At 52.7% G+C, this 23,188-nt stretch carries 18 protein-coding genes and 1 pseudogene; 16 read left to right on the top strand and 3 right to left on the bottom strand.

Annotated features, from left to right (window positions below):
- The first annotated feature begins 1 nt into the window (after position 1).
- Entirely contained in the window at positions 2-1,693 is a 1,692-nt protein-coding gene (locus tag GCU45_RS09965) for a ribulokinase (protein ID WP_152398809.1), read from the top strand.
- 263 nt (positions 1,694-1,956) lie between these two features.
- Here GCU45_RS09965 and greA read toward each other — a convergent pair whose 3' ends face one another.
- The gene (gene greA / locus GCU45_RS09960; RefSeq protein ID WP_105444972.1) at positions 1,957-2,430 is read right to left on the bottom strand and encodes a transcription elongation factor GreA; all 474 of its coding nucleotides are present in this window, start codon (positions 2,428-2,430) and stop codon (positions 1,957-1,959) included.
- A 103-nt stretch (positions 2,431-2,533) separates the two neighbouring features.
- The gene (locus GCU45_RS09955; protein ID WP_076173556.1) at positions 2,534-3,451 is read right to left on the bottom strand and encodes an ArsR/SmtB family transcription factor; all 918 of its coding nucleotides are present in this window, start codon (positions 3,449-3,451) and stop codon (positions 2,534-2,536) included.
- A gap of 302 nt (positions 3,452-3,753) precedes the next feature.
- Between GCU45_RS09955 and GCU45_RS09950 the strand changes: the two genes are divergently transcribed.
- From GCU45_RS09950 to GCU45_RS09880, 15 genes and pseudogenes are all read left to right on the top strand, one after another.
- Positions 3,754-5,352: an arabinosylfuranosidase ArfA gene (locus GCU45_RS09950; RefSeq protein ID WP_152398808.1), complete on the top strand. Its 1,599-nt coding sequence runs from the start codon at positions 3,754-3,756 to the stop codon at positions 5,350-5,352.
- A gap of 390 nt (positions 5,353-5,742) precedes the next feature.
- Positions 5,743-6,957, top strand: coding sequence for an extracellular solute-binding protein (locus tag GCU45_RS09945; RefSeq protein ID WP_116234241.1), 1,215 nt, complete (start codon positions 5,743-5,745; stop codon positions 6,955-6,957).
- A 180-nt stretch (positions 6,958-7,137) separates the two neighbouring features.
- Positions 7,138-8,013, top strand: a complete 876-nt coding sequence (locus tag GCU45_RS09940) for a carbohydrate ABC transporter permease (RefSeq protein ID WP_152398807.1) — start codon at positions 7,138-7,140, stop codon at positions 8,011-8,013.
- Between the two features lie 51 nt (positions 8,014-8,064).
- Positions 8,065-8,910: a carbohydrate ABC transporter permease gene (locus GCU45_RS09935; RefSeq protein WP_089548563.1), complete on the top strand. Its 846-nt coding sequence runs from the start codon at positions 8,065-8,067 to the stop codon at positions 8,908-8,910.
- Positions 8,911-9,160: 250 nt separating this feature from the next.
- A pseudogene (locus GCU45_RS09930) lies at positions 9,161-10,602 on the top strand (alpha-N-arabinofuranosidase).
- 61 nt (positions 10,603-10,663) lie between these two features.
- Positions 10,664-10,924, top strand: a complete 261-nt coding sequence (locus tag GCU45_RS09925; protein ID WP_152398806.1) for a DUF6171 family protein — start codon at positions 10,664-10,666, stop codon at positions 10,922-10,924.
- Between the two features lie 87 nt (positions 10,925-11,011).
- Positions 11,012-11,974: a glycoside hydrolase family 43 protein gene (locus tag GCU45_RS09920; protein WP_152398805.1), complete on the top strand. Its 963-nt coding sequence runs from the start codon at positions 11,012-11,014 to the stop codon at positions 11,972-11,974.
- Between the two features lie 434 nt (positions 11,975-12,408).
- Positions 12,409-12,837 (top strand): MarR family winged helix-turn-helix transcriptional regulator, encoded by a 429-nt coding sequence (locus tag GCU45_RS09915; protein ID WP_244364501.1) that lies wholly within the window; start codon positions 12,409-12,411, stop codon positions 12,835-12,837.
- 158 nt (positions 12,838-12,995) lie between these two features.
- Positions 12,996-14,633: an MFS transporter gene (locus tag GCU45_RS09910; RefSeq protein WP_152398804.1), complete on the top strand. Its 1,638-nt coding sequence runs from the start codon at positions 12,996-12,998 to the stop codon at positions 14,631-14,633.
- 42 nt (positions 14,634-14,675) lie between these two features.
- Positions 14,676-15,308, top strand: coding sequence for an HlyD family secretion protein (locus tag GCU45_RS09905; protein WP_076173565.1), 633 nt, complete (start codon positions 14,676-14,678; stop codon positions 15,306-15,308).
- 467 nt (positions 15,309-15,775) lie between these two features.
- On the top strand, positions 15,776-16,357 hold the full coding sequence (locus GCU45_RS09900; RefSeq protein ID WP_076173566.1) for an SLOG family protein: 582 nt from the start codon (positions 15,776-15,778) through the stop codon (positions 16,355-16,357).
- A 65-nt stretch (positions 16,358-16,422) separates the two neighbouring features.
- Positions 16,423-17,409, top strand: a complete 987-nt coding sequence (locus GCU45_RS09895; protein ID WP_152398803.1) for a Gfo/Idh/MocA family protein — start codon at positions 16,423-16,425, stop codon at positions 17,407-17,409.
- The gene (locus GCU45_RS09890; protein ID WP_244364500.1) at positions 17,403-17,939 is read left to right on the top strand and encodes a hypothetical protein; all 537 of its coding nucleotides are present in this window, start codon (positions 17,403-17,405) and stop codon (positions 17,937-17,939) included. The genes GCU45_RS09895 and GCU45_RS09890 overlap by 7 nt, the downstream gene beginning before the upstream one ends.
- A gap of 44 nt (positions 17,940-17,983) precedes the next feature.
- Positions 17,984-19,216 carry an aminopeptidase gene (locus GCU45_RS09885; protein ID WP_152398802.1) on the top strand — a complete coding sequence of 411 codons (1,233 nt, stop codon included), beginning with the start codon at positions 17,984-17,986 and terminating at the stop codon, positions 19,214-19,216.
- A 369-nt stretch (positions 19,217-19,585) separates the two neighbouring features.
- Positions 19,586-21,511: a PAS domain S-box protein gene (locus tag GCU45_RS09880; RefSeq protein WP_152398801.1), complete on the top strand. Its 1,926-nt coding sequence runs from the start codon at positions 19,586-19,588 to the stop codon at positions 21,509-21,511.
- Between the two features lie 105 nt (positions 21,512-21,616).
- Here the strand turns inward: GCU45_RS09880 and GCU45_RS09875 are convergent, their stop codons facing one another.
- Positions 21,617-23,062 carry an esterase-like activity of phytase family protein gene (locus tag GCU45_RS09875; protein WP_152398800.1) on the bottom strand — a complete coding sequence of 482 codons (1,446 nt, stop codon included), beginning with the start codon at positions 23,060-23,062 and terminating at the stop codon, positions 21,617-21,619.
- Positions 23,063-23,188: the final 126 nt, after the last annotated feature.

Below are 23,188 nucleotides of genomic sequence, written 5' to 3'. Positions count from 1 at the left end.
AATGGGGAAAAAGTATACCATCGGAGTGGATTATGGGACCCAGTCCGGACGTGCTGTACTGGTGGATTTGTCGAACGGCCATGAAATCGCCGACCATGTGACGCCGTATCCGCACCATGTCATCGACGAGCGTCTCCCTGGATCAGGCATCAAGCTGGAATATGATTGGGCGCTGCAGCATCCGGACGATTACCTGGAGGTGCTGAGAACTTCCGTGCCGGCCGTCGTTCGTGAATCGGGCGTCAATCCCGAGGATATCATCGGTATCGGCATCGATTTTACCGCCTGTACGATGCTGCCCGTCGACGATGCCGGCGAGCCTCTGTGCTTCCAGGCCGAGCTGGCGGACCAGCCGCACAGCTGGGTGAAGCTGTGGAAGCATCACGCGGCGCAGCCGGAAGCCGACAAGATCAACCGGATCGCCGAGGAGCGCGGCGAAGCGTTTCTGGCCCGGTACGGCGGCAAAATTTCGTCCGAGTGGATGATCGCCAAAATTTGGCAAATCCTGGACGAGGCGCCGGACATCTATGAGAAGACGAACATGTTTCTGGAAGCGACGGACTGGGTCATCTCGCAGATGACAGGCAACATCGTCCGCAACAGCTGTACGGCGGGCTATAAGGCTATTTGGCATAAGCGTGACGGTTATCCGTCGAAGGAATACTTCAAAGCGCTCGATCCGCGCCTGGAGCATCTGACCGATACGAAGCTGCGCGGCGAGGTCATTCCGCTCGGAAGCAATGCGGGAGGACTTCAGCCGTTCATGGCGGAGATGATGGGCCTTAAGCCGGGCATTGCGGTGGCGGCCGGCAACGTGGACGCTCATGCGGCCGTGCCGGCGGTCGGCGTCGTGACGCCGGGCAAGCTCGTCATGGCGATGGGCACGTCGATCTGCCATATGGTGCTCGGCACGGAAGAAAAAGAAGTCGAAGGCATGTGCGGCGTCGTGGAGGACGGCATCATTCCGGGGCTCTTTGGATACGAAGCCGGTCAGTCGGCGGTCGGGGATATTTTTGAATGGTACGTGGAAGAGTCCTTGCCTGCCTATGTGAAAGAAGCCGCGGCGAAGGAAGGGCTGAGTGTTCACCAATGGCTGGAAAGGGAAGCTTCCGCCTACAAACCGGGCCAATCGGGCCTGCTCGCGCTCGACTGGTGGAACGGCAACCGCTCTGTTCTGGTCGATACCGACCTGACGGGGATGATCCTTGGCATGACGCTGCTGACAAAGCCGCAGGAAGTATATCGTGCCCTGCTTGAAGCGACCGCTTTCGGCACCCGGAAAATCGTCGACGCGTTCCAGGAGAGCGGTGTCGATGTGGATGCGCTCTACGCCTGCGGCGGCCTGCCGCAGAAAAATCGCCTGCTGATGCAGATCTATGCCGACGTGACCAAACGCGAAATTTTCGTGGCGGATTCCAAGCAGACGCCAGCGCTCGGCGCTGCGATTTTCGCCGCGGTGGCTGCAGGCAAGGAAGCCGGCGGCTACGACGATGTCGTGACTGCGGCGCAGCAAATGGCGCGCGTTAAGGAGGAGACGTTCAAGCCGATTCCGGAGAACGTTGAAGTATACGAGAAGCTGTATCAGGAATACAACCTGCTGCACGATTACTTTGGCCGCGGCGAGAATGATGTGATGAAGCGGCTGAAGAAGATCAAGCTGTCCACGGAAGCGGAGCTGAAGCCCGTCCGGTAATAATTTAGCGGAAGTTTTACTTGTGAAATCCGGAAGTAGGCTCCGAAACATCAACTTATACTTTCTTTCTGATCTCATAACAAAAACGCCTATCGACGTATCTTCACAGAAGGCAGACCGCATTTAGCGGAAGTTTTTCTTGCGAGATCCGGAAGCGGAGGCTCCGAAACCTATACTTTCTGATCTCTTAACAAAGGACCGTCCTGTATTCAGGAACGGTCCTTGTTTAGACGTATGGCCTATTAGGTAACTGCAGCCGTCTTTTAGGAAGAACGGATCTCCAGCACCTCGTATTTGATCAGCCCCATCGGTGCATCGACGGTAACGACGTCCCCGACCGTTTTACCGATCAGCTCTTTGCCCAGCGGGCTTTCATACGAGATTTTGTTCTGGTAGACGTCCGCTTCCGCCGGACCAACCACGCGGTACTCGAGATCTTCCTTGAACTCGATATCGTGCAGTTTCACGAACGAGCCGACACTGACAGCAGATGAGTCTGCCTTATCAGCAATGCGGGCTTTGGTCAGCATTTTCTCCAGCTGCAAAATGCGGGTCTCCATAAAAGCTTGGTCATCTTTGGCGGAGTGATATTCGCTGTTCTCCTTCAAGTCGCCGTAGCTGATCGCCAGCTTAATGCGTGCGGCCAGCTCTTTGCGCTTGACGGTCTTCAATTCCTCAAGCTCAGCCTCCAGTTGGGCAAGGCCTTCGGCGGTCAAAATAATTTCGTCATTGGACATAGTTCACAACTCCTCTTCATTACATTTTACACGATATCCATATTTCATGCGAAACATTCGGCGTTAGCGCGTAAATTGAAGAGACGGCAAGATCAGTCGAGTATTAGTCTTCCTTAACATCATACAGGACGCGGGCGAGCAGATCCTGGCTGTAGTTGCCGAAATTTTTGCCATAGATGGTTAGGCCGCGCTTGTTGACCGACTGCTCGGTGACCGAGAGCCGGAAGGTAAGCTCGCTCTTGTAATCCAGCTGAATTTGGTCCAGCGTCACGTCGGAGATCCGGCAGCCGTCGATGAAACTGCCATCGTTGTTGATGCGGATCAGCTTCAGCATGCCATATTGGTTCAGATGCGGCGGCCACCAATCCGGGTTAAACGTGCCGCGGGCATCCCCGAAGTCCCCCGGACTGGTCCAGGAACCGATTTCGATCCCGTTTAAGTGAAAATAAATGTCCGACGGGTAGTTATCGTTATATCCCGGTGCTTCCGAGCTGAGCTCCATGGAAAACTGGATTTCGCGGAACGTCTGGTTCGGCTTTAAATAATTCGGAATCCGGTATTCCAGAAACCCTTCCGCCAGCCAAATGATCTCGGCGTCGATCCGCTGCGGATCCGCAAAATAGCGCGGGTCGTCAAAGTCGCCGACGATGCTGTCCTTCGTGGCCAAACCGCAGGTGGGAACCGCCTGATAGTTGCTGTAATGGCCGACTTGAATTTCAACTTCATACAGGTTTTCGACGTCCCTGCTGCGCAGGTCAACCATCAGTTTGTCCTTATTCAAGTAACAAATCTTCTGAATGCCGTGTTTGCCGACGCTGGTATTGATCTCAATCAGACCGCTTTCCTCCAGCTTTTTGATGTGCATCGTAATCGCACCGTTGCTGAGGTTCAGCCGGGTGGCCAGGTCGTTCAGGTTCAGCGCCTGGTTTTTCGCGAGCAGTTCGAGAATTTGGATCCGGATTTCCGAGCTGAGGGCCTTAAAAATGTCGATCCCGCTCATCAGATTTTTAATATAGATCATGGAATTGAATACCTTCTTCCGATTGTAGAGGTGGTGTTCTTTTATTTTAAATAATTATAAACTAACTATTTCGTTAATGAAAGCATGCATTCCTTTTTTGTAGATATATACGAAATAGTCATAGCATATTCTACAAATCACAGAGGGATCTTTAGGTATTTTTAAAGTAAAACAAACTAGCATTTTCCTTGATTTTATAAGGTTTATTAGAGTTTATACATAGCGCCGGACACAGAAATTTCATTTTGGTTTAAAAAAATATAAATAGATTTACATTTATTTATTTACAGCATACTTCATCTATGTTATTTTATACTTGTAAACGGATTCATTCAATTTATCTCAAATTATTTTATTATTTTCTAAAATGGAAGGTGATATCAGTGGCATCAGCAGCAAATAAGGCCAGGGTGGTCGTGGACAAGGCGTTTCGGATCGCCGAAGTGGATAAGCGCATCTACGGCTCGTTTATTGAGCATTTAGGCCGCGCCGTATACGGCGGCATATATGACCCGTCCCATCCCGAGACGGACAGCCTCGGTTTCCGGGAGGACGTAAAGCAGCTGGTCCAGGAGCTGGGCGTGCCCATTATCCGTTATCCCGGGGGTAATTTTGTGTCCGGCTACAATTGGGAAGATGGCGTCGGTCCGCGCGAGTCGCGTCCAAGAAGGCTGGAGCTGGCCTGGCGCACCATTGAGCCAAACGAAGTCGGGACGAACGAGTTCATGGCATGGGCCAAGGAGATCGGCTCCGAGGTCATGATGGCGGTCAACCTGGGAACGCGGGGCGTGGATGCGGCAAGGAACCTGCTCGAGTACTGCAACCATCCAAGCGGAAGCTACTGGAGCGATCTGCGGCGCAGCCACGGCTATGATCAGCCCCATAAGGTCAAGACCTGGTGCCTCGGCAACGAAATGGACGGACCTTGGCAGATCGGCCAGAAGACGCCGCAGGAGTACGGACGCCTGGCTTATGAGACCGGCAAGGCCATGAAGCTGGTGGATCCCGATATCGAGCTGGTATCATGCGGCAGCTCCAGCACGGGAATGCCGACATTCCCGGAATGGGAAGCCATTACACTGGATCATACATATGACGTAGCCGACTTCGTATCGCTGCACCAGTACTACGGTAACCGGGACGGCGATTCGGCAAACTTCCTGGCGCGGACGATGGACATGGACCATTTTATCCGCACCGTCATCTCCACCTGCGACTACGTGAAGGCGAAGAAGCGGAGCAAGAAGACGATGTACCTGAGCTTCGACGAGTGGAACGTCTGGTACCATTCAAACGATGCGGATACGAAGATCGATCCCTGGACCGTCGGTCCGCCGCAGCTGGAGGATGTTTATAACTTTGAAGACGCGCTGTTGGTCGGCGGGATGCTCATCACCTTCCTGAAGCATGCCGACCGGGTGAAGATGGCCTGCCTTGCGCAGCTGGTCAACGTGATCGCGCCGATCATGACCGAGACCGGAGGGCGCTCATGGAAGCAGACGATTTTCTATCCATACCTGCACGCTTCACGTTACGGACGCGGGGTATCCCTGCAACCGATCGTGGATTCGCCGAAATACGACGCCCAGGATTATACCGATGTGCCTTATTTGGAGACGGCGGTCGTATATAACGAAGAGGAAGAAGAGCTGACCATCTTTGCGCTGAATCGCCATTTGGAGGAGGCGCTCGACGTAGAATGCGACGTCAGAGGCTTTGAAGGCTACCAGATTGCTGAGCATATCGTTCTGGAGAACGACGATTTGAAAGCGGTCAATACGGCGGCAGAAGAGAACGTTAAACCGCATTCGCGCGGCAGTGCAGCATTGAAGGACGGGTTTGTGAGCACCCGCCTGTCCAAGGCATCCTGGAACGTGATCCGGCTGAAAAAACTTAATTAGGGCAGGTCCTTGCTGCCCGGCTGGCAGGCGAGTTCCGGCATAGCAGCCTTCATAACTCATTGGCATGGACGTAACCCATAACATCATAGACTCGCATGACTGCATCTGCCGATTCCTCTTTGACGTTTGGCAAAGGAAAGATCGTGCCAAGAGGAACGGCAGATGTTTTTTGTGGCACGAAACGACTCGCAGCGGCGATGGCGGCATATATCCAACATGGCCTTGATGTACATCAACATGTACGTACAAGTGAAAAGGGTTCGTGTGAAATTGCAAGCTTTCAAGTTTTTCAAATCAAAAGAAGTACGCTGAACAATAAAAAAATACGAGATATAGTATTCCATTTAGGGGGCGGAAGTTTTGAAGAAGAGCTTTGTTATTTCATTATTGATGATATTTGCGGCAAGCATGCTGTTGTCGGCATGCGGAAGCAGCAGCGAGAAGACGATTACGTTCTGGACGCCGCTGACGGGCGACGACGGAGCCTACATGGATGAGATCGTCAAAGAATATAACGCGACGAATCCCGACATCAAAGTGAAGCACGTCATCACTTCCGATATGTACACCAAGCTTTCGACCGTGCTGAACTCGGGCAAAGGCGTTCCGGACCTGGCCATTATCCATGCCGACCGCGTTCCCGGCTTCGCGAAGCAGGGCGTGCTGGAACCGATCGAAAGCGCGATCAAGGGGCAGCCGGAAATCAAGGAAGCGAATTACCTGCCGCAAGCATGGTCCACAGGCAACATCGACGGCACCCAATATACGGTTCCGCTCGACATTCACAGCAACGTCATGTACTACAACAAAGATTTGCTGAAGAAGTATAACGCGGAATCCATTCTCGACGACAATGTCGTGACCATCGACGAAATGCTGTCCCTGAAAGGCAAACTGGCTTCGGACGAATATGTCGTCAACGATGCGCTGCTGGGCTGGGTCATTCTGGCACAGGTTCAGGACCTGGGCGGAGACATCCAGGAAAACGGCAAGCCGGCCGTCAATACGCCGGTGATGAAGCAGGCTTTTGAAAATGTGAAAAAGATCGCCGACGCCGGCCTCATGACACCGTTCGGCGAAGACGGCTACTTGATGTTCCAGTCCGGCAAAGTGCTGTTCTCGACGGACGGAACCTGGAGCTCGACGGCCCACGCCAAGGTCGACGGCCTGAATTTCGGCGTAACCAACGTATACTCGCCGACGGCGGACAAGTTCACGAACCGCGCTTCCTCCCACTTGTTCACGATGTTCAAGAACGACAAGCGCTCGGACGAGAAAGAAGCGGGCATCGGCGCCTTCCTGGAATTCGTGCGCGAGCACTCCCTGGAATGGGCGAAAGCCGGACAAATCGTCGCAAGTAAGCAGGTGAACGAAAGTCCGGAGTACAAGCAGTTCATGCAGTCCTTCTTCACCTCGAATGAGCAGGAAACGAAATCGCTGTACATCTACACTTACGAATACTATCCGTACGTAGCCGAAGCCGTGGATACGTACTGTGCCGATATCGTCCGGGGCAATGTGGACTTGGACGAAACGCTGCAGACGATGCAGAAGTTCGTCGAGGATAAGATCGCAGAGAGCAGCAGTAAGCAGGCGACCAAGTAGGCCTTTTGCTAAGCAGATAGAATGAACTAAAGAAATGAATGTTATAAGGCCGTATGAGGGCCGTTTTAACAGGAGGTTCATGCAAAAACTTTAGTTCAATCTATACAGAACGAAGGAAATAGTGTGCCGGACCGAAAGCGTCAGGCGCATTATTTCTCCAAAAGGAGAAATTACAAGGCTATGAATAAGAAATTATTTGCACCGTTTTTCTTTGTCGGCCCTCATCTGATTCTGTTTCTTATCTTCATTCTGATCCCAACGATTTACGGGATCTATGCTTCGTTTACGCAGTGGAACCTGATGAACGATCCGGTATGGATCGGCCTGGCCAACTATAAAACGATTTTGTTCGACAGCAGCTCGACCTTCCACACCCAATTTTTCAACGGCCTGAAAAATACACTGCTGTTCGTCGTGATCAGCGTACCGCTGCTCATCGTTATTCCTTTGCTGGTCGCCGTCGCGCTCGAGCACAAGAAGGTCAAGCTGAAAGGTGTCATTCAGTCGATCATCTATATTCCCGGCTTGATCTCCATTTCGGCGGCTGCTCTGATCTGGCTGCTTATTTTCAATAAACAGCTGGGCATTACCGGCAACGTATTCCATTCGCAGGTGGCCTGGGCGGCGACGCAGCCTTATGCGTGGATCATTATTTTCGTCATCACGGTATGGGGCGGCGTCGGTGGCAACATGATTATTTACCGCGCGTCCATTGCAGGCGTCTCCAAGGAATTGTACGAGGCGGCGGAGATCGACGGAGCCGGATCCGTGCGCAGATTTTTCAGCATTACCCTGCCATCCATCAATTTCCCGCTGATCTATACGTTCGTCATGACGACGGCAGGCGCGTTCAACGTGTTCGGCCAACCGTTAATGATGACCGATGGGGGACCGAGACAGAGCACGCACGTCCTGATGATGTACATCCGCCAGCTGGCCTTCGGCCAAGGGGAATCGATTGCCGGCATGGCGTCGGCGATGGCCGTACTGCTCGGTTTGGTCATTCTGGTTATTTCGGCGCTGCAGTACTATGTCATGAATCGAAATACGAGGTAGGCCGCTTAGGCAGAGGCTGGATTTAGGATACGAGAGGTAGGGTTAATCAAAATGTCGAAAAAAGTAAGTATCTCCAAATATATCGCTTACCTGTTTTTGATCGTGCTTTGCGTCATTTGGGTGATTCCGGTCGTGTTCGGAATTACGACTTCCTTCCGTTCGCAGACCGAGGTCGTGTCCTCGGGCTTTCGGCTGTTTCCTAAGGAGTGGATATTTGAGAATTACGTCGCCATTCTGGAGAATACGTCCACGGCACCGATTTTGCGCTGGCTGTTCAATTCCGTCTTTATCGCGGTATCGCACACCCTGCTCGTCATCGTCATTATTTCGCTTACGGGTTACGGGTATTCCCGCATGAACTTCAAAGGGAGAGACACGCTGTTTTTCACGCTGCTGGGCATTTCGTTTTTTCCGGGCGTCGTCAACATCATCCCTTCCTATAAAATCATTGACGCCTTCGGCTGGGTGAACACCTCTTGGGCCATGATCATCCCCGGTCTCGCAGGTATGGGCAACATTTTTCTGGTCCGGCAGTTTATGAAAGGCATTCCGGGCGAGCTGGACGAATCGGCGCGTGTTGATGGCGCAGGGGATTTCCGGATTTATTTTTCGATCATCCTGCCGCTCATCAAGCCGGTGCTGATCGTGTGCGGCCTGTTTTCCTTCGTCGGATCGTGGAACGACTTCCTGTGGCCGGTTATCGTATATACGGACGTGGATAAAATGCCGATTACAGCGGGCTTGCTGCTGCTTCAGGATATTTACGGCAACTACCGCATGATTGGGCAGCTGATGGGCTCGGCGATGCTGGCGATCATTCCGACGCTGCTCCTGTTCGCGTTCGCCCAGAAATATTTTATTCAGTCGATCAATTTGAACTCTGGCATTAAAGGATAATAGGAAGTTTTTATCAAAATAAAGAAGATCTATATAAGTTGAAAATTAAGATGGATGCTTAGGGCAAGTACGTAAAATGTTCCTACGATCATCTCTTGTTTTCGGATTTCTTGATTGGATATGAACCCACGTAAGGCAGAAATCCGAAAGCCAAATGTGACCGCTTCGCTTCTTCGGAATCATTTTACTCCCTTGCTTGCATCGTATTCTTTAGTTCAACCTATCTAGCATCTCATGGGAGGATTCAGCTATGCATAACGTGATCGTCAATACGGATATTTCCAAAGGGAAAATCAATAAAAATATATACGGCCATTTTGCGGAGCATCTGGGCCGCTGCATTTATGAAGGGATTTGGGTCGGCGAGGATTCGCCGATTCCGAATACGAAGGGAATCCGCAACGACGTGCTGGCGGCCCTTAAGAAGATCAAGGTGCCGGTTCTGCGCTGGCCGGGGGGCTGCTTTGCCGACGAGTACCACTGGAAGGACGGCGTCGGTCCAAGGGGAGGCCGTAAACGGATGGTCAATACGCACTGGGGCGGAGTCGTCGAAAATAACCATTTTGGCACCCATGAATTTATGCTGCTCTGCGAGCTGCTGGAATGCGAGCCGTACATTTGCGGCAACGTCGGCAGCGGCACGGTTCAGGAGATGTCCGAGTGGGTCGAGTACATGACCTTTGACGGCGAATCGCCGATGGCCAACTGGCGTAAGGAGAACGGCAGAGAGCAGCCGTGGAAGCTGAAGTATTTTGGCGTCGGCAACGAAAACTGGGGCTGCGGAGGCAACATGCGTCCCGAGTATTACGCTGATCTGTACCGCCGTTACCAAACTTACGTCCGCAATTACGGCGACAACAAAATTTACAAAATCGCCGGCGGCGCCAATGTGGACGATTATAACTGGACGGAAGTGCTGATGAAAAACGCCGGCTGGCTGATGGACGGTCTGAGCCTGCACTACTATACGATTCCGGGCGACTTCTGGCTGGGCAAAGGCTCGGCGCTCGATTTTGAAGAAGGCGAATGGTTTATCACCATGAAGAAGGCGCTGCATATGGACGAACTGATCGCGAAGCACAGATCATCGACGAGTGGGGCACCTGGTTTGACGTGGAGCCGGGCACAAATCCGGGATTTTTGTACCAGCAGAACTCGATCCGCGACGCGCTGGTGGCCGGCGTGCATTTCAACATTTTCCACAACCATGCGGACCGTGTCCAGATGACGAACATCGCCCAGACGGTGAACGTCCTTCAGGCGATGATTTTGACCGAAGGCGAGAAGATGATCCTGACGCCGACGTATCATGTGTTCGATATGTTCAAGGTCCATCAGGATGCCGAGGTGCTGGCGGTCGAGTCCGCGGTCGGAAGCTATGAAATGGGCGGGGAGGTACTGCCGCAGGTGACTGTGTCGGCTTCCAGGGATGCCGAGGGCAAGGTGCATGTCAGCCTGGTCAACATCGATCATGCCGGCGAAGCCGAAATCAGCCTGGACCTTCGCGGCCTTGCTGCCGAAAGCGTGCAGGCTTCCGGCACGATTCTGACGGCCGACCGGATGAACGCGCACAATACGTTCGAGCAGCCGGACGCCGTGGCACCAAAAGCGTTTGACGGCGCCAATGTTGAGGGCGGTCGCTTGAGCGTGAAGCTGCCGCCGATGTCCGTCGTTACGCTGGCCATTCATTAATCGAAGGTTGGCTGCGTGCAGCGCCATTAGCAGTTACAGCAAATAGGGAGGGTGAGTTGTCATGGATCGTCAGGAAGGCTGCAAAGGGTGCAGCGAGAGCGTCCAGGTTTCGCCGGAAAAACTGCAGCGGCTCGTAGAGATCGCGACCCGCGGCAGGGAGACGGCATCCGAAGAGGTATACCGCCAGCGGATCGGGCAGTGCGAACAGTGTCCGGGGCTTCAATACGGAACGACCTGCCAGTACTGCGGCTGTCTCGTTGAGGTGAAGACCCGGCTGCTGGAATCCGCTTGTCCTTATCCTTTTGCCCCGAAATGGAGCTAGATAGAATGAACTAAAGAAATGAATGTTATAGGCCGCCTTATGGGGCGTTATAACAGGAGAAGACATAGACATAAAGGAGAGCCTGATATGGAGAGAAACGAAACTTACAACAATCCGGTCGTGGAGCAGCGCGCCGATCCATGGGTTTACAAGCATACGGATGGTTATTATTATTTCACGGCTTCTGTGCCGGAGTACGACCGGATCGAAATCCGCCGTTCCAAGACTTTGCAGGGTTTGGGTGAAGCCGAACCGGTTGTGGCATGGCGCAAATACGAGACCGGACCGCTCAGCGCGAACATCTGGGCGCCGGAGATTCATTTTATTCAGGGAAAATGGTACATCTACTTTGCGGCGGCGCGGACGACCGAGACCAATGACGGATTGTTCGACCACCGGATGTATGTCCTGGAGAACGACTCGGCCAATCCGCTGGAAGGAACCTGGACGGAGAAGGGAAAGATCCGCACCCAGTGGGAGTCTTTTGCGCTGGACGCGACCACCTTTGAGCATAACGGCGTGCTGTACTATGTATGGGCTCAGAAAGACCCGGACATCGAGGGCAATTCAAATCTGTACATTTCGGAAATGAGCAATCCTTGGACGCTGCAGGGCAAGCAGGTTATGATCTCGACCCCGGAGTATCCGTGGGAAGTGATCGGCTTTAAAGTCAACGAAGGGGCAGCCGTACTGAAGCGGAACGGACGCATTTACATCAGCTATTCGGCCAGCGCCACCGACCACAATTACTGCATGGGACTGCTGTATGCCGACGAATCGGCGGATCTGCTGGATCCGGTCTCCTGGGTGAAGTCGCCGGAACCGGTATTCGCCACCAACGAGGAGAACGGGCAGTATGGGCCGGGGCATAACAGCTTTACGGTATCCGAGGACGGGGAAGACGTCATCGTTTATCATGCCCGGAATTATAAAGAAATTATCGGCGATCCGCTGTACGATCCAAATCGGCATACGCGGATGCAGATCTTCGGCTGGAATGAGGACGGGACGCCGAATTTCGGGGTTCCGGTGAAGGATGGAGAACGGTAATTTGTCGGGAAACAAGATTTGTTAGAGCCTGCAGCTTGGCTGCAGGCTCCTTTTTTAATTGAAATGAATGTTAAAGGACGTATGGGGCGGAATACGTCCGTTTTATAGTTTGAACTAACGAAAACGATGCTTGCAAGGGAGTAAAATGATTCCGAAGAAGCGAAGCGGTCACATTTGGCTTTCGGATTTCTACCTTGCAATGGTTCAATCCAATCAAGAAATCTGAAAACAAGAGTGATCGTAGGGACATTTTACGTACTTGCCCCATCATCCATTTCCATTTTTCAGCTTATACAACCGCTGCCGGTACTCATAATGAAAGTATGTCGATCGACGTTCTTTCTATTTACCCAGGCCCCCGGATGCAAAGTCCCTTCGCGCAGTGGTATGATATATTTATGAGAGCGGTTTAGCGAGAGAAGAGGGGGAGGAAGTTGAACAAAGATCGACTGGATATGATCGAGTACCAGATCGCCCTGCTGGTCCGGCTGACGACGGCGCTCAGCCCCAGATTCGGGAACCTGGACCGGTCGGAGTATCTTCTGCTCAGCGAGCTGGAGCACGCGGGCCCGCTGGCGATCAATGTGCTGGCAGAGCATCTGCTGCTGAACCTGTCCACGGCCAGCAGGCAAATCGCGGTGCTGGAATCCAAAGATTACGTCAAGCGGTATCCGGACACGAACAATGGCCGAATCAGCCTCATTGAGATTACGCCCGGCGGGCTGGATATTCTCCACAAAGTCCAGAAAGCCAGACATGATGCGTACGCAGACATCCTCAAGGATTGGAACGGTGAGGGGCTGCAGCACTTGGAAGACAGCCTGACCCGGCTTAACCGGGATTTGAAACAACGGCATAAGTAGATCAGGAAAAAGCTGTGGATTTATCCAATAGCTTTTTCTCACTGCCTGCGAAAATCCCGTTGCCAGCTGATCCGCATATATTGTATAATACAACTTGCTATTTACAAGTTGTTCTGCATACGGACGTAATCATATACAAGACGAAAGGAGGAATCCGGATGAGTCAACTCATTAGCACTCCGATGTCGGAGAAAGAAAGGGTGGCCGTTCCGCAGTATTTGATCATATCGCTGCTGACGATTTTTGCGATCGGACCCCAATACTTCAGCAATCTGGCTTATACCATCAACCAGGTGATCATTCAGAACGGATTGGATATGAGCTCGAATGATCTGCAGCTGCCGTCCACGCTGTCGAACCTGGCTTTCGCGCTCGGAGTACCGTTTGGACCGGTGCTGGCCCGCAGATTCGGCCTCAAGGCGCACTATCTGACGATGGTGTTTATTTTTTTGTGCGGCTCGTTGATCAACGCCGTGTCCACCGATGTGGCCGCCTTGACGATCGGGAAGGTGATTCAGGGCCTCAGCGCCGGTACGCTGTTTCTGGCGATTTTGCCGGTGAGCCTCCGTTCATTTCCGAACAAGATCCGCAATACATTTCTGTTTATGGTCATCACGGGCCTGTTTGGGGCAAGTGCCGTCGGAGCCTATTTCGGAGCCGTCTCCCTCAGCCTGGACGCCTGGCGCTGGCTGTATGTGCTGAACGTCGCCTCCGCCGTTCTCTGTCTGGCCGTCGGCTATTACGGCCTGCCGAAGTCGGAGGAGCATCACGGCGAGCACGAGCCATTGGATAAAACGGGAGTGTTTTTGTTTGTATTGACCATGATTTCGCTGGTGATTCCACTGTGCAATTTGATGCAAAAGGGGTTTACATCGTATGAGGTGTGGCCGTTTTTGGCCGTCGCCGTCATATTGGCGGTTCTGTTCGTCATCGTCGATCTCAGGGCCAAGACGCCGCTCGTTCCTTTCCGTACGCTGAAGGCGCCCAAGCCGATTTCGGGCACGATCATGGCGATCACGTCCCATGCGGTGCTCATCTTTGCGATTGCGGGGATCACCGGTTTTTTGAAAAATAACGTCAGCTTGTCGCCAAGTTATTTGTCCCATTTTTTCCTGTGGTTCTTCGTCGGCATTCTGATCACGGCTATTTTGAAAACCCTGCTGTACGACCGGCTCGGCGCCGGTGTCCTGGGATTCATCGGATCGCTGGCCATCATTTATGTCTGCCTCAGCTGGCGGAACTTGGTGCCTACGGTAACGCTGCCTAAGCTTTACTTCCAGGCCGCCTGCCTTGGCGGCGGCGTCAGTATGGCTCTGGTCAGCGGAGCGCTCGGCACGGCCCTCGCGGGGGATATTCACAAAGCCTCCATGCGCTCCACGACGCTGCATACGATGCGGAATATCGTCGGCGCGGTGCTGTCTCCGCTGCTGGGCTGGTATTTGAGCCGGCAGAACACCATGAATTACGAGCAGATCCGTTCCCATCTGGGCGAGTTTGATGCCGAAACGAAGCTGGAGCTGGCACAGATGACCCGGAAGCTGATGGGATCGGGAATGACGGCGGCCCAGGCGCAGAGCACGGCTTCCTATGAGCTGATTGCTAATACAAAGCGGGCGGCCATCCTAGGAGCGTACCATCACTTGTTTACGATGATGCTGGTTCTCGCTGTCATTATACTGCTGGCGTCGATCGGAAAAATCGTGACAGGCAAAGGCTTTTCGCTTGTGCAAAAGCCGAAAAAGCCGCTTGCCCTGCCGGGTCCCAAGGAAAGAGTAACAGCGGAATCCCATTCTTAAGATACATTCAGAAAAAGAACGATATGGAGGAGAGTAGGCAAGATGAACATTCGTTTAATCATCGGAAATGTTGTGGGCGTGCTGGTCGTGTTTATACTGATCGCAGCCGGCGCCTATGTTTATTACCAAAATGAAAACTACATCAAAACAAGCGACGCGGTCGTGTCCGCGGACATGATGCCCGTCGTATCCACTTACAGCGGCGTGCTGACCGACTGGCATGTCAAAACCGGATCGAACGTGACTGACAAGGACGTCGTCGGCACCGTATCCGACGGAACGAAGGCCGTACCGGTCAGCACCCGGATGAACGGTAAAATCATCAAGAGCGATGCGCGGAAGAACGAGCTGGTCCAGGCAGGACAGGTGCTCGCACAGGAAGCTGACTTGGATCATATGTACATCATCGCCAATATTAAGGAGAAGGACCTGAAGGACCTGAAGGTCGGTCAAAGCGTCGATATTAACGTGGACGGAGATTCGGGCAAAACATTCAGCGGAACGGTCGACGAAATCGGCTATGCAACGACCTCGGTGTTCTCGGTGCTTCCGCAGCAAAGCTCAACCGGCAGCTACACCAAGGTCACCCAGAAGGTGCCTGTCAAAATTTCGATCAACCAGCCTTCGGATAAAGTGCTTCCCGGCATGAACGCCGAAGTGAAAATTTCTTTATAAGTTGAAAATATAAGTTGAAAAATTGAAATGGATGATGGGGCAAGTACGTAAAATGTCCCTACGATCGCTCTTGTTTTCGGATTTCTTGATTTTTATTGAACCTACGTAAGTAGAAATCCGAAAGCCAAAGCATATGCTTCCGATGTTAGCTTTCCTTCGGAAAGCTTCTACGACCGCTTCGCTTCTTCGGAATCATTTTACTGCCTTGCTTGCATCGTATTTCTTGGTTCAACTTATATATATTTCTGAGAAGGGGGTACCTGCCCGCCATTGAGGGATTGGCGGCTGGTGCCCTTTTTGGCTGTCTCCTGCCGCCACCCCTTTAACACGGTAGTGGGCGGCACTGAGCACAATCTGAATTTGCGGTGGAAGCCGCAAGGCAAAACAAGGTATGATAGAAGGAATGAATTACTCGCGGATCATCTGTTGAGGAAGAGGCATTCCAACTAAGTTAAGGTGTTGATGGTATGAAAAATTGTCTGGTCACCGGATACCGGGCGCATGAGCTGAACATCTTCGGCCAGAAGCATCCGGGCATTCCGTATATTAAGCAGGCGATCACGGCCAAGCTGATTCCGCTCCTTGAAGAGGGACTGGAGTGGGTCATCACCCCGGGGCAGTACGGCGTGGACCTGTGGGGCATCGAGGCGGCGATTGCGCTGAAAGAGCAGTATCCAGAGCTCAAATGCTCGATCATTTCGGCCTTTGCCAGCCCGGAAGAGAAGTGGAAGGAAGATAAGCAGGAGTATTACCGGCAAATTCTCAGAGAGATCGACTATTACGGTGTCGTCAGCAACCAGCCCTACAGCGGCCCGTGGCAGTTTGCGGCCAGGGATGATCTGCTGTTCCGGAAGACGGACGGCATCGTGCTCGTATATGACGAGGATGCGGGCGAGGGCACCGGCAAGTTTTATAAGGAGAGAGCCCTGAAGAAGCAGCAGGAAGAGGGCTATGAGTATATTAACATCAGCTCTGAAGATATTCAGTCCATGGTGGGTGAGGCCGCTCATGACATGGATTCCGAAGTGGACAGCTTCTTTGGGGAATGAGACAATATAGTCATCGTGAGTATTCACAAAGACAGAACTGACAAGTTAGGAGAGGAAGCGAGAAGATGATACGATTCGGGGTAATCGGAACCAACTGGATTACGGAGCGGTTTCTGCAGGCTGCCGCGGAGAATGACCAGTTTCAGCTTGCCGCAGTATATTCCCGGACCCTGGAAAAGGGAGAGGCTTTTGCCGCGGAGCACGGATCTCCTCGGGTGTTCACGGATCTCGAGGCAATGTTATCGGACGGGGTTGTAGACGCGGTCTACATCGCCAGCCCGAACTCTTTTCACGCGGATCAGGCGATCCGGTGCATGAACCACGGCAAGCATGTGCTTTGCGAGAAGCCGATGGCTTCAAACAGCTTGGAACTGAAGCTGATGATCGAGGCAGCCCGTAACAATGACGTGCTGCTCATGGAAGCGATGAAGTCCACGCTGATGCCGAACTTCAGAATCATGAAGGACAACCTGTATAAAATCGGCCAGATCCGGCGGTATTTTGCCAGCTACTGTCAATATTCCTCGCGCTATGACGCCTTTAAGGAGGGGACGGTGCTCAACGCCTTCAAACCCGAGTTTTCCAACGGTTCACTCATGGATTTGGGCATTTACTGCATCTATCCGATGGTTTCTCTCTTTGGACGGCCTGAATACGTAAAGGCGACAGGCATCATGCTGTCATCAGGCGTGGATGGGGAAGGCAGCATGGTGCTGCGCTATCCAGAGATGGACGCGGTCATTATGTATTCGAAAATATCCGACTCCTTCCTGCCCGCTGAGATTCAGGGTGAGAACGGAACGATGGTCATCGACCGGATAAACCAACCTTACGAAGTGAAAATCCAGTACAGGGACGGCACGGTCGAGGACCTCACGCAGCTGCAGACCCATGAATCGATGTACTATGAGCTGGACGAGTTTATCCGGCTGATCGAACGCGGCAAACGCGACAGCAAGATCAATTCTTTGGAGAGCTCCCTCATCGTAGCGGAAATTATGGAGGATGCGAGACGTCAGATCGGTCTCAAATATGCGGCAGACGTATGGTGATGTTCGATCCGAGCATTTTCGAAAACCTGAAGGTGGCGGTGGAGAACCTGGTCTACGATCTGGACAACCTGGACGGTGCGGTTCGAGTCACCGGCCGCGACGACCGGATGGAAATGTCGGTCATGTCGAGGGAATTTGCCATTCGGTTCGTGCGCAGCGGGAACGAAGCGGTGACCGCGGAGATCGGCCTTGCCGCCTCGCTGGCCGATTTGGCCGCGGAGCTGCTGGAGCAGAAGGAGGCACAGCCAGGGTGCACGGTCCGAATCCGCTTTTATATGGAAGTCGGTCCGCAGGGCGAGGAATGTGCTGTCATCCAGAGCCTGCTGGAACAGCGGTGGCCGGACCAGTCGGTGTCCCAAACGCTCAGCTGGCGCTATGGCGATGAGACGAAACGCTTGTCGAATACGGCGGAAGTCCGGTTTGACCGGAAAATCGACGAGGAACAGATGGAGGATCTGCCAGGGCTGCTGGAGCATGTCGTCCTAACCCTTGACGAACTGACCGCGCTGCTGGCCCCAAAAGGAAGATAAAGTGGTATACCAGAGAAGCATTTCGTGCAAATGGAGGAAATTTGATGTATCCAACGAAGCGGCAATTAGAAAATTACGCGGAGCTAGCCGTCAAGGTAGGGGTGAACGTCCAACCTGGGCAGACCGTCGTGGTAATGGCGCCGATTATGGCCGCAAACCTTGTCCGGCTGATTTCGCTGAAAGCATACGAAGCCGGAGCTCACAATGTTTATGTGGAGTATAACGATGAGCAGCTGTCTAAGATAAAGTACCTGCATGCTCCGGAAAAAGCATTGTCGGAATATCCGCAGTGGCGGGCAGACGCCATGGTGCAGTATGCGGAAAGCGGAGCGGCATTCATTCAAATCTACTCTCCTGATCCGGATTTGCTGAACGACGTGGAACCTGACCGCGTTGCCATAGCGTCCAAAACGGCCGCCGCCGCGTTGAACAAATACCGCAGCTACCTGATGGCCCACAAAAATGCCTGGACGTTATTGTCGTACGCCACGCCGGAATGGGCAAATAAGGTGTTCCCTGGTGAAGAAGAAAATTCAGCGGTGCAAAAACTGTGGAAGCATATTATTGAAGCGACCCGCATCGATCATGAAGACCCGGTATCCGCATGGGGAGTACATAACGCAAGACTCGGCAAAATGGTTCAAATTTTGAATGACAAAAGCTACAGGCAGCTTCAATTCGAAGCGACAGGCACTTCGCTGACGATTGATTTACCCGAAGGCCACATTTGGCTTGGAGGCGCTAAGTATAACGCAAACGGGGTCCTGTTCAATCCGAATATCCCGACAGAGGAAGTTTACACGCTTTCAAGCAGGGACGGCGTCAACGGAACCGTGAAAAGCACGAAGCCGCTAAATTATAACGGCGTGGTCATCAATAATTTCTCGTTGACCTTTAAGGACGGCGAAGTTATCGAGTTTGCTGCCGAGGAAGGAGCCGAGGCGCTGCAGAAGCTTTTGGATACGGATGAAGGAGCGCGGAGGTTAGGCGAGGTTGCACTCGTTCCTCACGACTCTCCGATTTCGAATTCGAATGTGATCTTTTATAATACATTGTTCGATGAAAATGCCTCCTGCCATCTGGCGCTCGGTCAAGCCTACCCGGTCAATCTTCAGAACGGCAAAGAAATGGATGCGGAGGAACTGCTGAACAAAGGCGCAAATCAGAGCCTGGTTCACGAGGACTTCATGATTGGCGCAGCCGATCTATCCATTGACGGAATAACGCGGGATGGACGCAAAGAAGCAATCTTCCGTAACGGAAACTGGGCATTCTGACCATTCCGGCCGCTTCTTACGCCTTTAGGCGAACAATGAAACCGCCTTTTTGAGAAAGAGCGGTTTCTTTGCGTTCTGATTGGTACAATCTTAAGATGACCTATTCTTGGGGGCTTCGTCCATTCGGTCGTTTATTTCACGAAGAAAACCTGGAAAAGGAAAAAAGTTGGTCTATAAATTTCGCCATCATTTTGTCATAATTATCGTCAAAGAGGTTTCAAAATCGTCAATTTTGTTTATATCTCTTTATAAGCATGCTTATGCTTATTTTGGTATGTCAGGGGTCGGACTATAGTTACTTTAAGATATAAACATGATGGAGAGAAAAATAGAAGAACCAGGCTGTACTACCATGGCAGGAGGCGCAAAATGAACAGAGTACAGAATGATGAGGAGTATTCTTATTTACAGCATGTGTACCAAAATGCTCCTTTTGGTGTTGCCGTGATTACCGTCCGGGGAGAATGGGTTCAAGCAAACCCGGCGCTCACCCGCATTCTGGGATATTCCTGGGAGGAACTTCAGAAACAGCGTTTTGAGAGATTGATTTACAGTGAAGATCTGGAAACCAATTTGAACCAGGTGAAGACGCTTATTCAAAATTATCCCGAGCAGACTTCTGTCGAAATCGAAGGCCGCTACATCCGGAAAGATGAGAGAACCGTGTGGGCGGCCGTGCATATTTCCATTATGCCGGACGCGGAGGGAAATCCCGAACATTACATAGTCGTTTTGAACGATATTTCCCATACCAAGGCTGCCGAGCAGAAGCTGCAGGAAACTGTCGAGCGGTATACCTCCCTAAAAAGATATAACCACGACGCGATCATTTCACTCGATTTAAATGGAAATATTTTGAATGCCAATACCCGAGCCGAGCAGATGACCGGCTGCAAAGTCAGCGAGATGGCGGGCAGGAGCATTGCACGCTTTATCGGGGAGCGGAACCTGCAGCGGGTGTTGAAGGAAGCGCTGAACAACCCGACCGTAGAGCAGGATATCAAGACGCTCCGGCATAAGGACGGCCACATGGTGGAGGTCATCACGACGCTGGCACCCATCATCATCAACAACAAAAATGTGGGCTTCTATATCATTGCCAAGGATTTCACCGAGCAGCGGCAGCTCATTATGGCCAAGGAGCTGGCGGAAAGTACGAATAAAGCGAAAAGCGAGTTTCTGGCGATGATGAGCCATGAGATCCGGACGCCGATGAATGGTGTCATCGGAATGACGGATTTGCTGGAGACGACGACGGACCTCGACGATGAGCAGAAGGAATATATCGAAATTATCCGCAAGAGCGGTGAAACGCTGCTGGCCATCATCAACGATATTCTGGATTTTTCCAAGGTGGAAGCCGGTATGACGGAACTGCAGGAGGATATGTTCGATCTGAAGCAGTGCATCCAGGAAACGTTCGATATGGTGTCCGCCAAGGCGAGCGCCAAACAGCTGGAGATGTCCTTTACCGTTGAGGATGACATTCCGGAGATGCTCTTCGGGGATCCCAAGAGGATCAAACAGGTTCTGATGAACCTCGTGGGCAACGCGGTGAAGTTTACGCTTCATGGAGGAATTACGGTCAACGTCCGGAAGGTGTTCGAGGAGGACGAGCTGATTGATCTGGAATTCAAGGTATCGGATACGGGCATCGGCATTCCGGATAACAAGCTGGAAGCGATCTTCGAACCGTTCTCCCAGGTGGACAATTTCATGACCCGCAATTATGAAGGAACCGGGCTGGGGCTGGCCATCAGCAAGAAGCTCGTGAACGTCATGGGCGGCCATATATGGGTAGAGAAAAAGGAAGGACCCGGAACGACCTTTGTGTTTACGGTCCTTCTCAAGAATCGGCAGGAGCCTGAGCATGCCAATAGCTGCGAACAAAAGGAAACATCCGATACCGATCCGCTCAACATCCTAATTGCGGAGGACAATGAGATCAACCAGATCGTGCTGCGCAAAATGCTGGAGAAGCAGGGCCATAGGGTGACTGTCGTCACCAACGGCCACGATGTGCTGCGGGCGGCGGAGAACACGACGTATGACATCATCTTCATGGACGTCCAGATGCCTGGCATGAACGGTCTGGAGACGACCCGCAAGCTTCGGGCGACCCTGCCGAAGGACAGCTGCCCGATGATCGTGGCGGTCACGGCCAACGCGCTGAAGGAGGACCGGGATATCTGCCTCGGGGCAGGGATGGACGAATACATCAGCAAGCCCGTCAAAAGCCAGCCTGTTCTTGCTGTATTGGAGCAGGTCAAGCGAAAGGTTGGCAGCCGGCGGTAAGAGCAGGGCGAAGATGGACCGCCAATCCTAAACGGCTTTTCGCGGAACCCAAAAAGACCGGCCACGGAGGAAGTCTCCATGGCCGGTCTTTTATAGATTTGCGCCTTATTTTAAATCGTAGGGAAGCTCGAAGGTCCACAGATCCGTGCCGTTTTCCTTGGCATCCGGATTGGTGACGCCAAAGTCATTGTCGTTCACGATCACCAGCGTATGTCCGTTCACCAGCGAGATACCTTCGATTTTCTCGTTCGGATAGCTGAATTCCACCGCATCGAGCACGGTCCGCTTGAGCGGCGTCATAATGCCGGCTTGGCGAAGTTCGGCCGGGCTCATCTGCTCTAGCGTTTTGCCGCTAGGTCCCGCCTCGTCATACTTGCCGAGAATGTTGGTTGCATCGGTCAGGTTGATGGCATAAATCCGTTTGAGCTGGGCGGCATCGCCGGCATTTTTGTCGCGTTCGTCGATCAGCAGGGTGTTCTCATCGATGACGTTAAGATCAGAAATGACGATATCGGATTGCTTCAGGTCCTTGAACTGGCCAGCGTCTTCAGTAAGATAGGCGTATTCGGCTACCGGCTTGAGAGTGGCCAGGTCGATCTTCAAAATGCGGAGCGCCCGGGAGTTATCGACGCTCTTGTCGGGATTCCGCAGCGGGCTCTGCATCGCCATGAACATCCACTTCCCGTCCGGCGTAATTCCGACCGCTTCTGCACCGCGGTTCTGGCGGCGGTCCAAATAAACGGCAGGCAGCGTATCCTTCAGCGGCAGCGCTGCCGTGTTCAGCTCGGAGCTGATCCCTTGGGGCGCCAGGCGCTGCACCAGCGTACCGTCGCGTTTTACCTGTACAAGGTACGGGCCGTACTCGTCGGAGATCCAGAATGTATCGTCTTGTGGATTGTAGGCAAGCCCTTCGACATCAAGTCCATAAGGATCGTAAGAGATGACTTTCTGGGCGGTCGTCTCATAAGGGACCTCGTCCCGGGATTTTAGGTTCGGCAGTCCTGTAATCTTGCTGCTGCCCGTCACGGGATCTGTGCCGTTGATTTTGAGCGGAATGGTTTCCAGGACGGTGATTTTCCCTTGATCCAGCTGGATTTTATAGATGGAAGGCGTATAGTTCGGCAGCGGGAACGTCCGGCGGGTCTCGCCGTTTACGTCGATTTCCCCGTTCGGGCCGCGGTCAGCCGTCGTATAGAAGACGTTATCCGGGTCGCCGGGGATATGCGCCAGCGAGGAGCCGATGCCAAATTTGATGCCCTCCGCCAGATCTGCATGATCCAACGTGTATCTACCGGTCAGCTTGGGCTTGTCCGTAAAAGAAGCCGTTTGGCGAACTTCGTCCCAGTCGACATACTTGCCGAGCAGGTTGCCCAGATCGCGGATCGGAAAATACAAGTGATCCTGCTGCTCAACGGCAGGGACAGACGGTGTAAACGAATGTCCATTAACGGAATACTTCACATCGGCCGGTGCTGCCGATGCGCTCTGAAGCAGGGCGGTGCCCCCCACGGATAAGGCCGCGAGGGCGGAAACGAACCATTTTTTTGTCATAGTGATGAACCCCTTCCCGAAGGATATGTATAAACAGCTTATCTGCTTCAGTTTACGCTTGCAGTGTTAACGGATCATTATCGGAACGTCATCGCAGGGTAAAAGGGGGGATCATCCATCTTGACG

The organism is Paenibacillus cellulositrophicus (assembly GCF_009363095.1).
GTDB classification, from domain to species: Bacteria; Bacillota; Bacilli; order Paenibacillales; family Paenibacillaceae; genus Paenibacillus_AQ; species Paenibacillus_AQ favisporus.
Note: the sequence above shows the minus strand (reverse complement) of the source record. Positions and strands in the feature narration are given on the sequence as shown.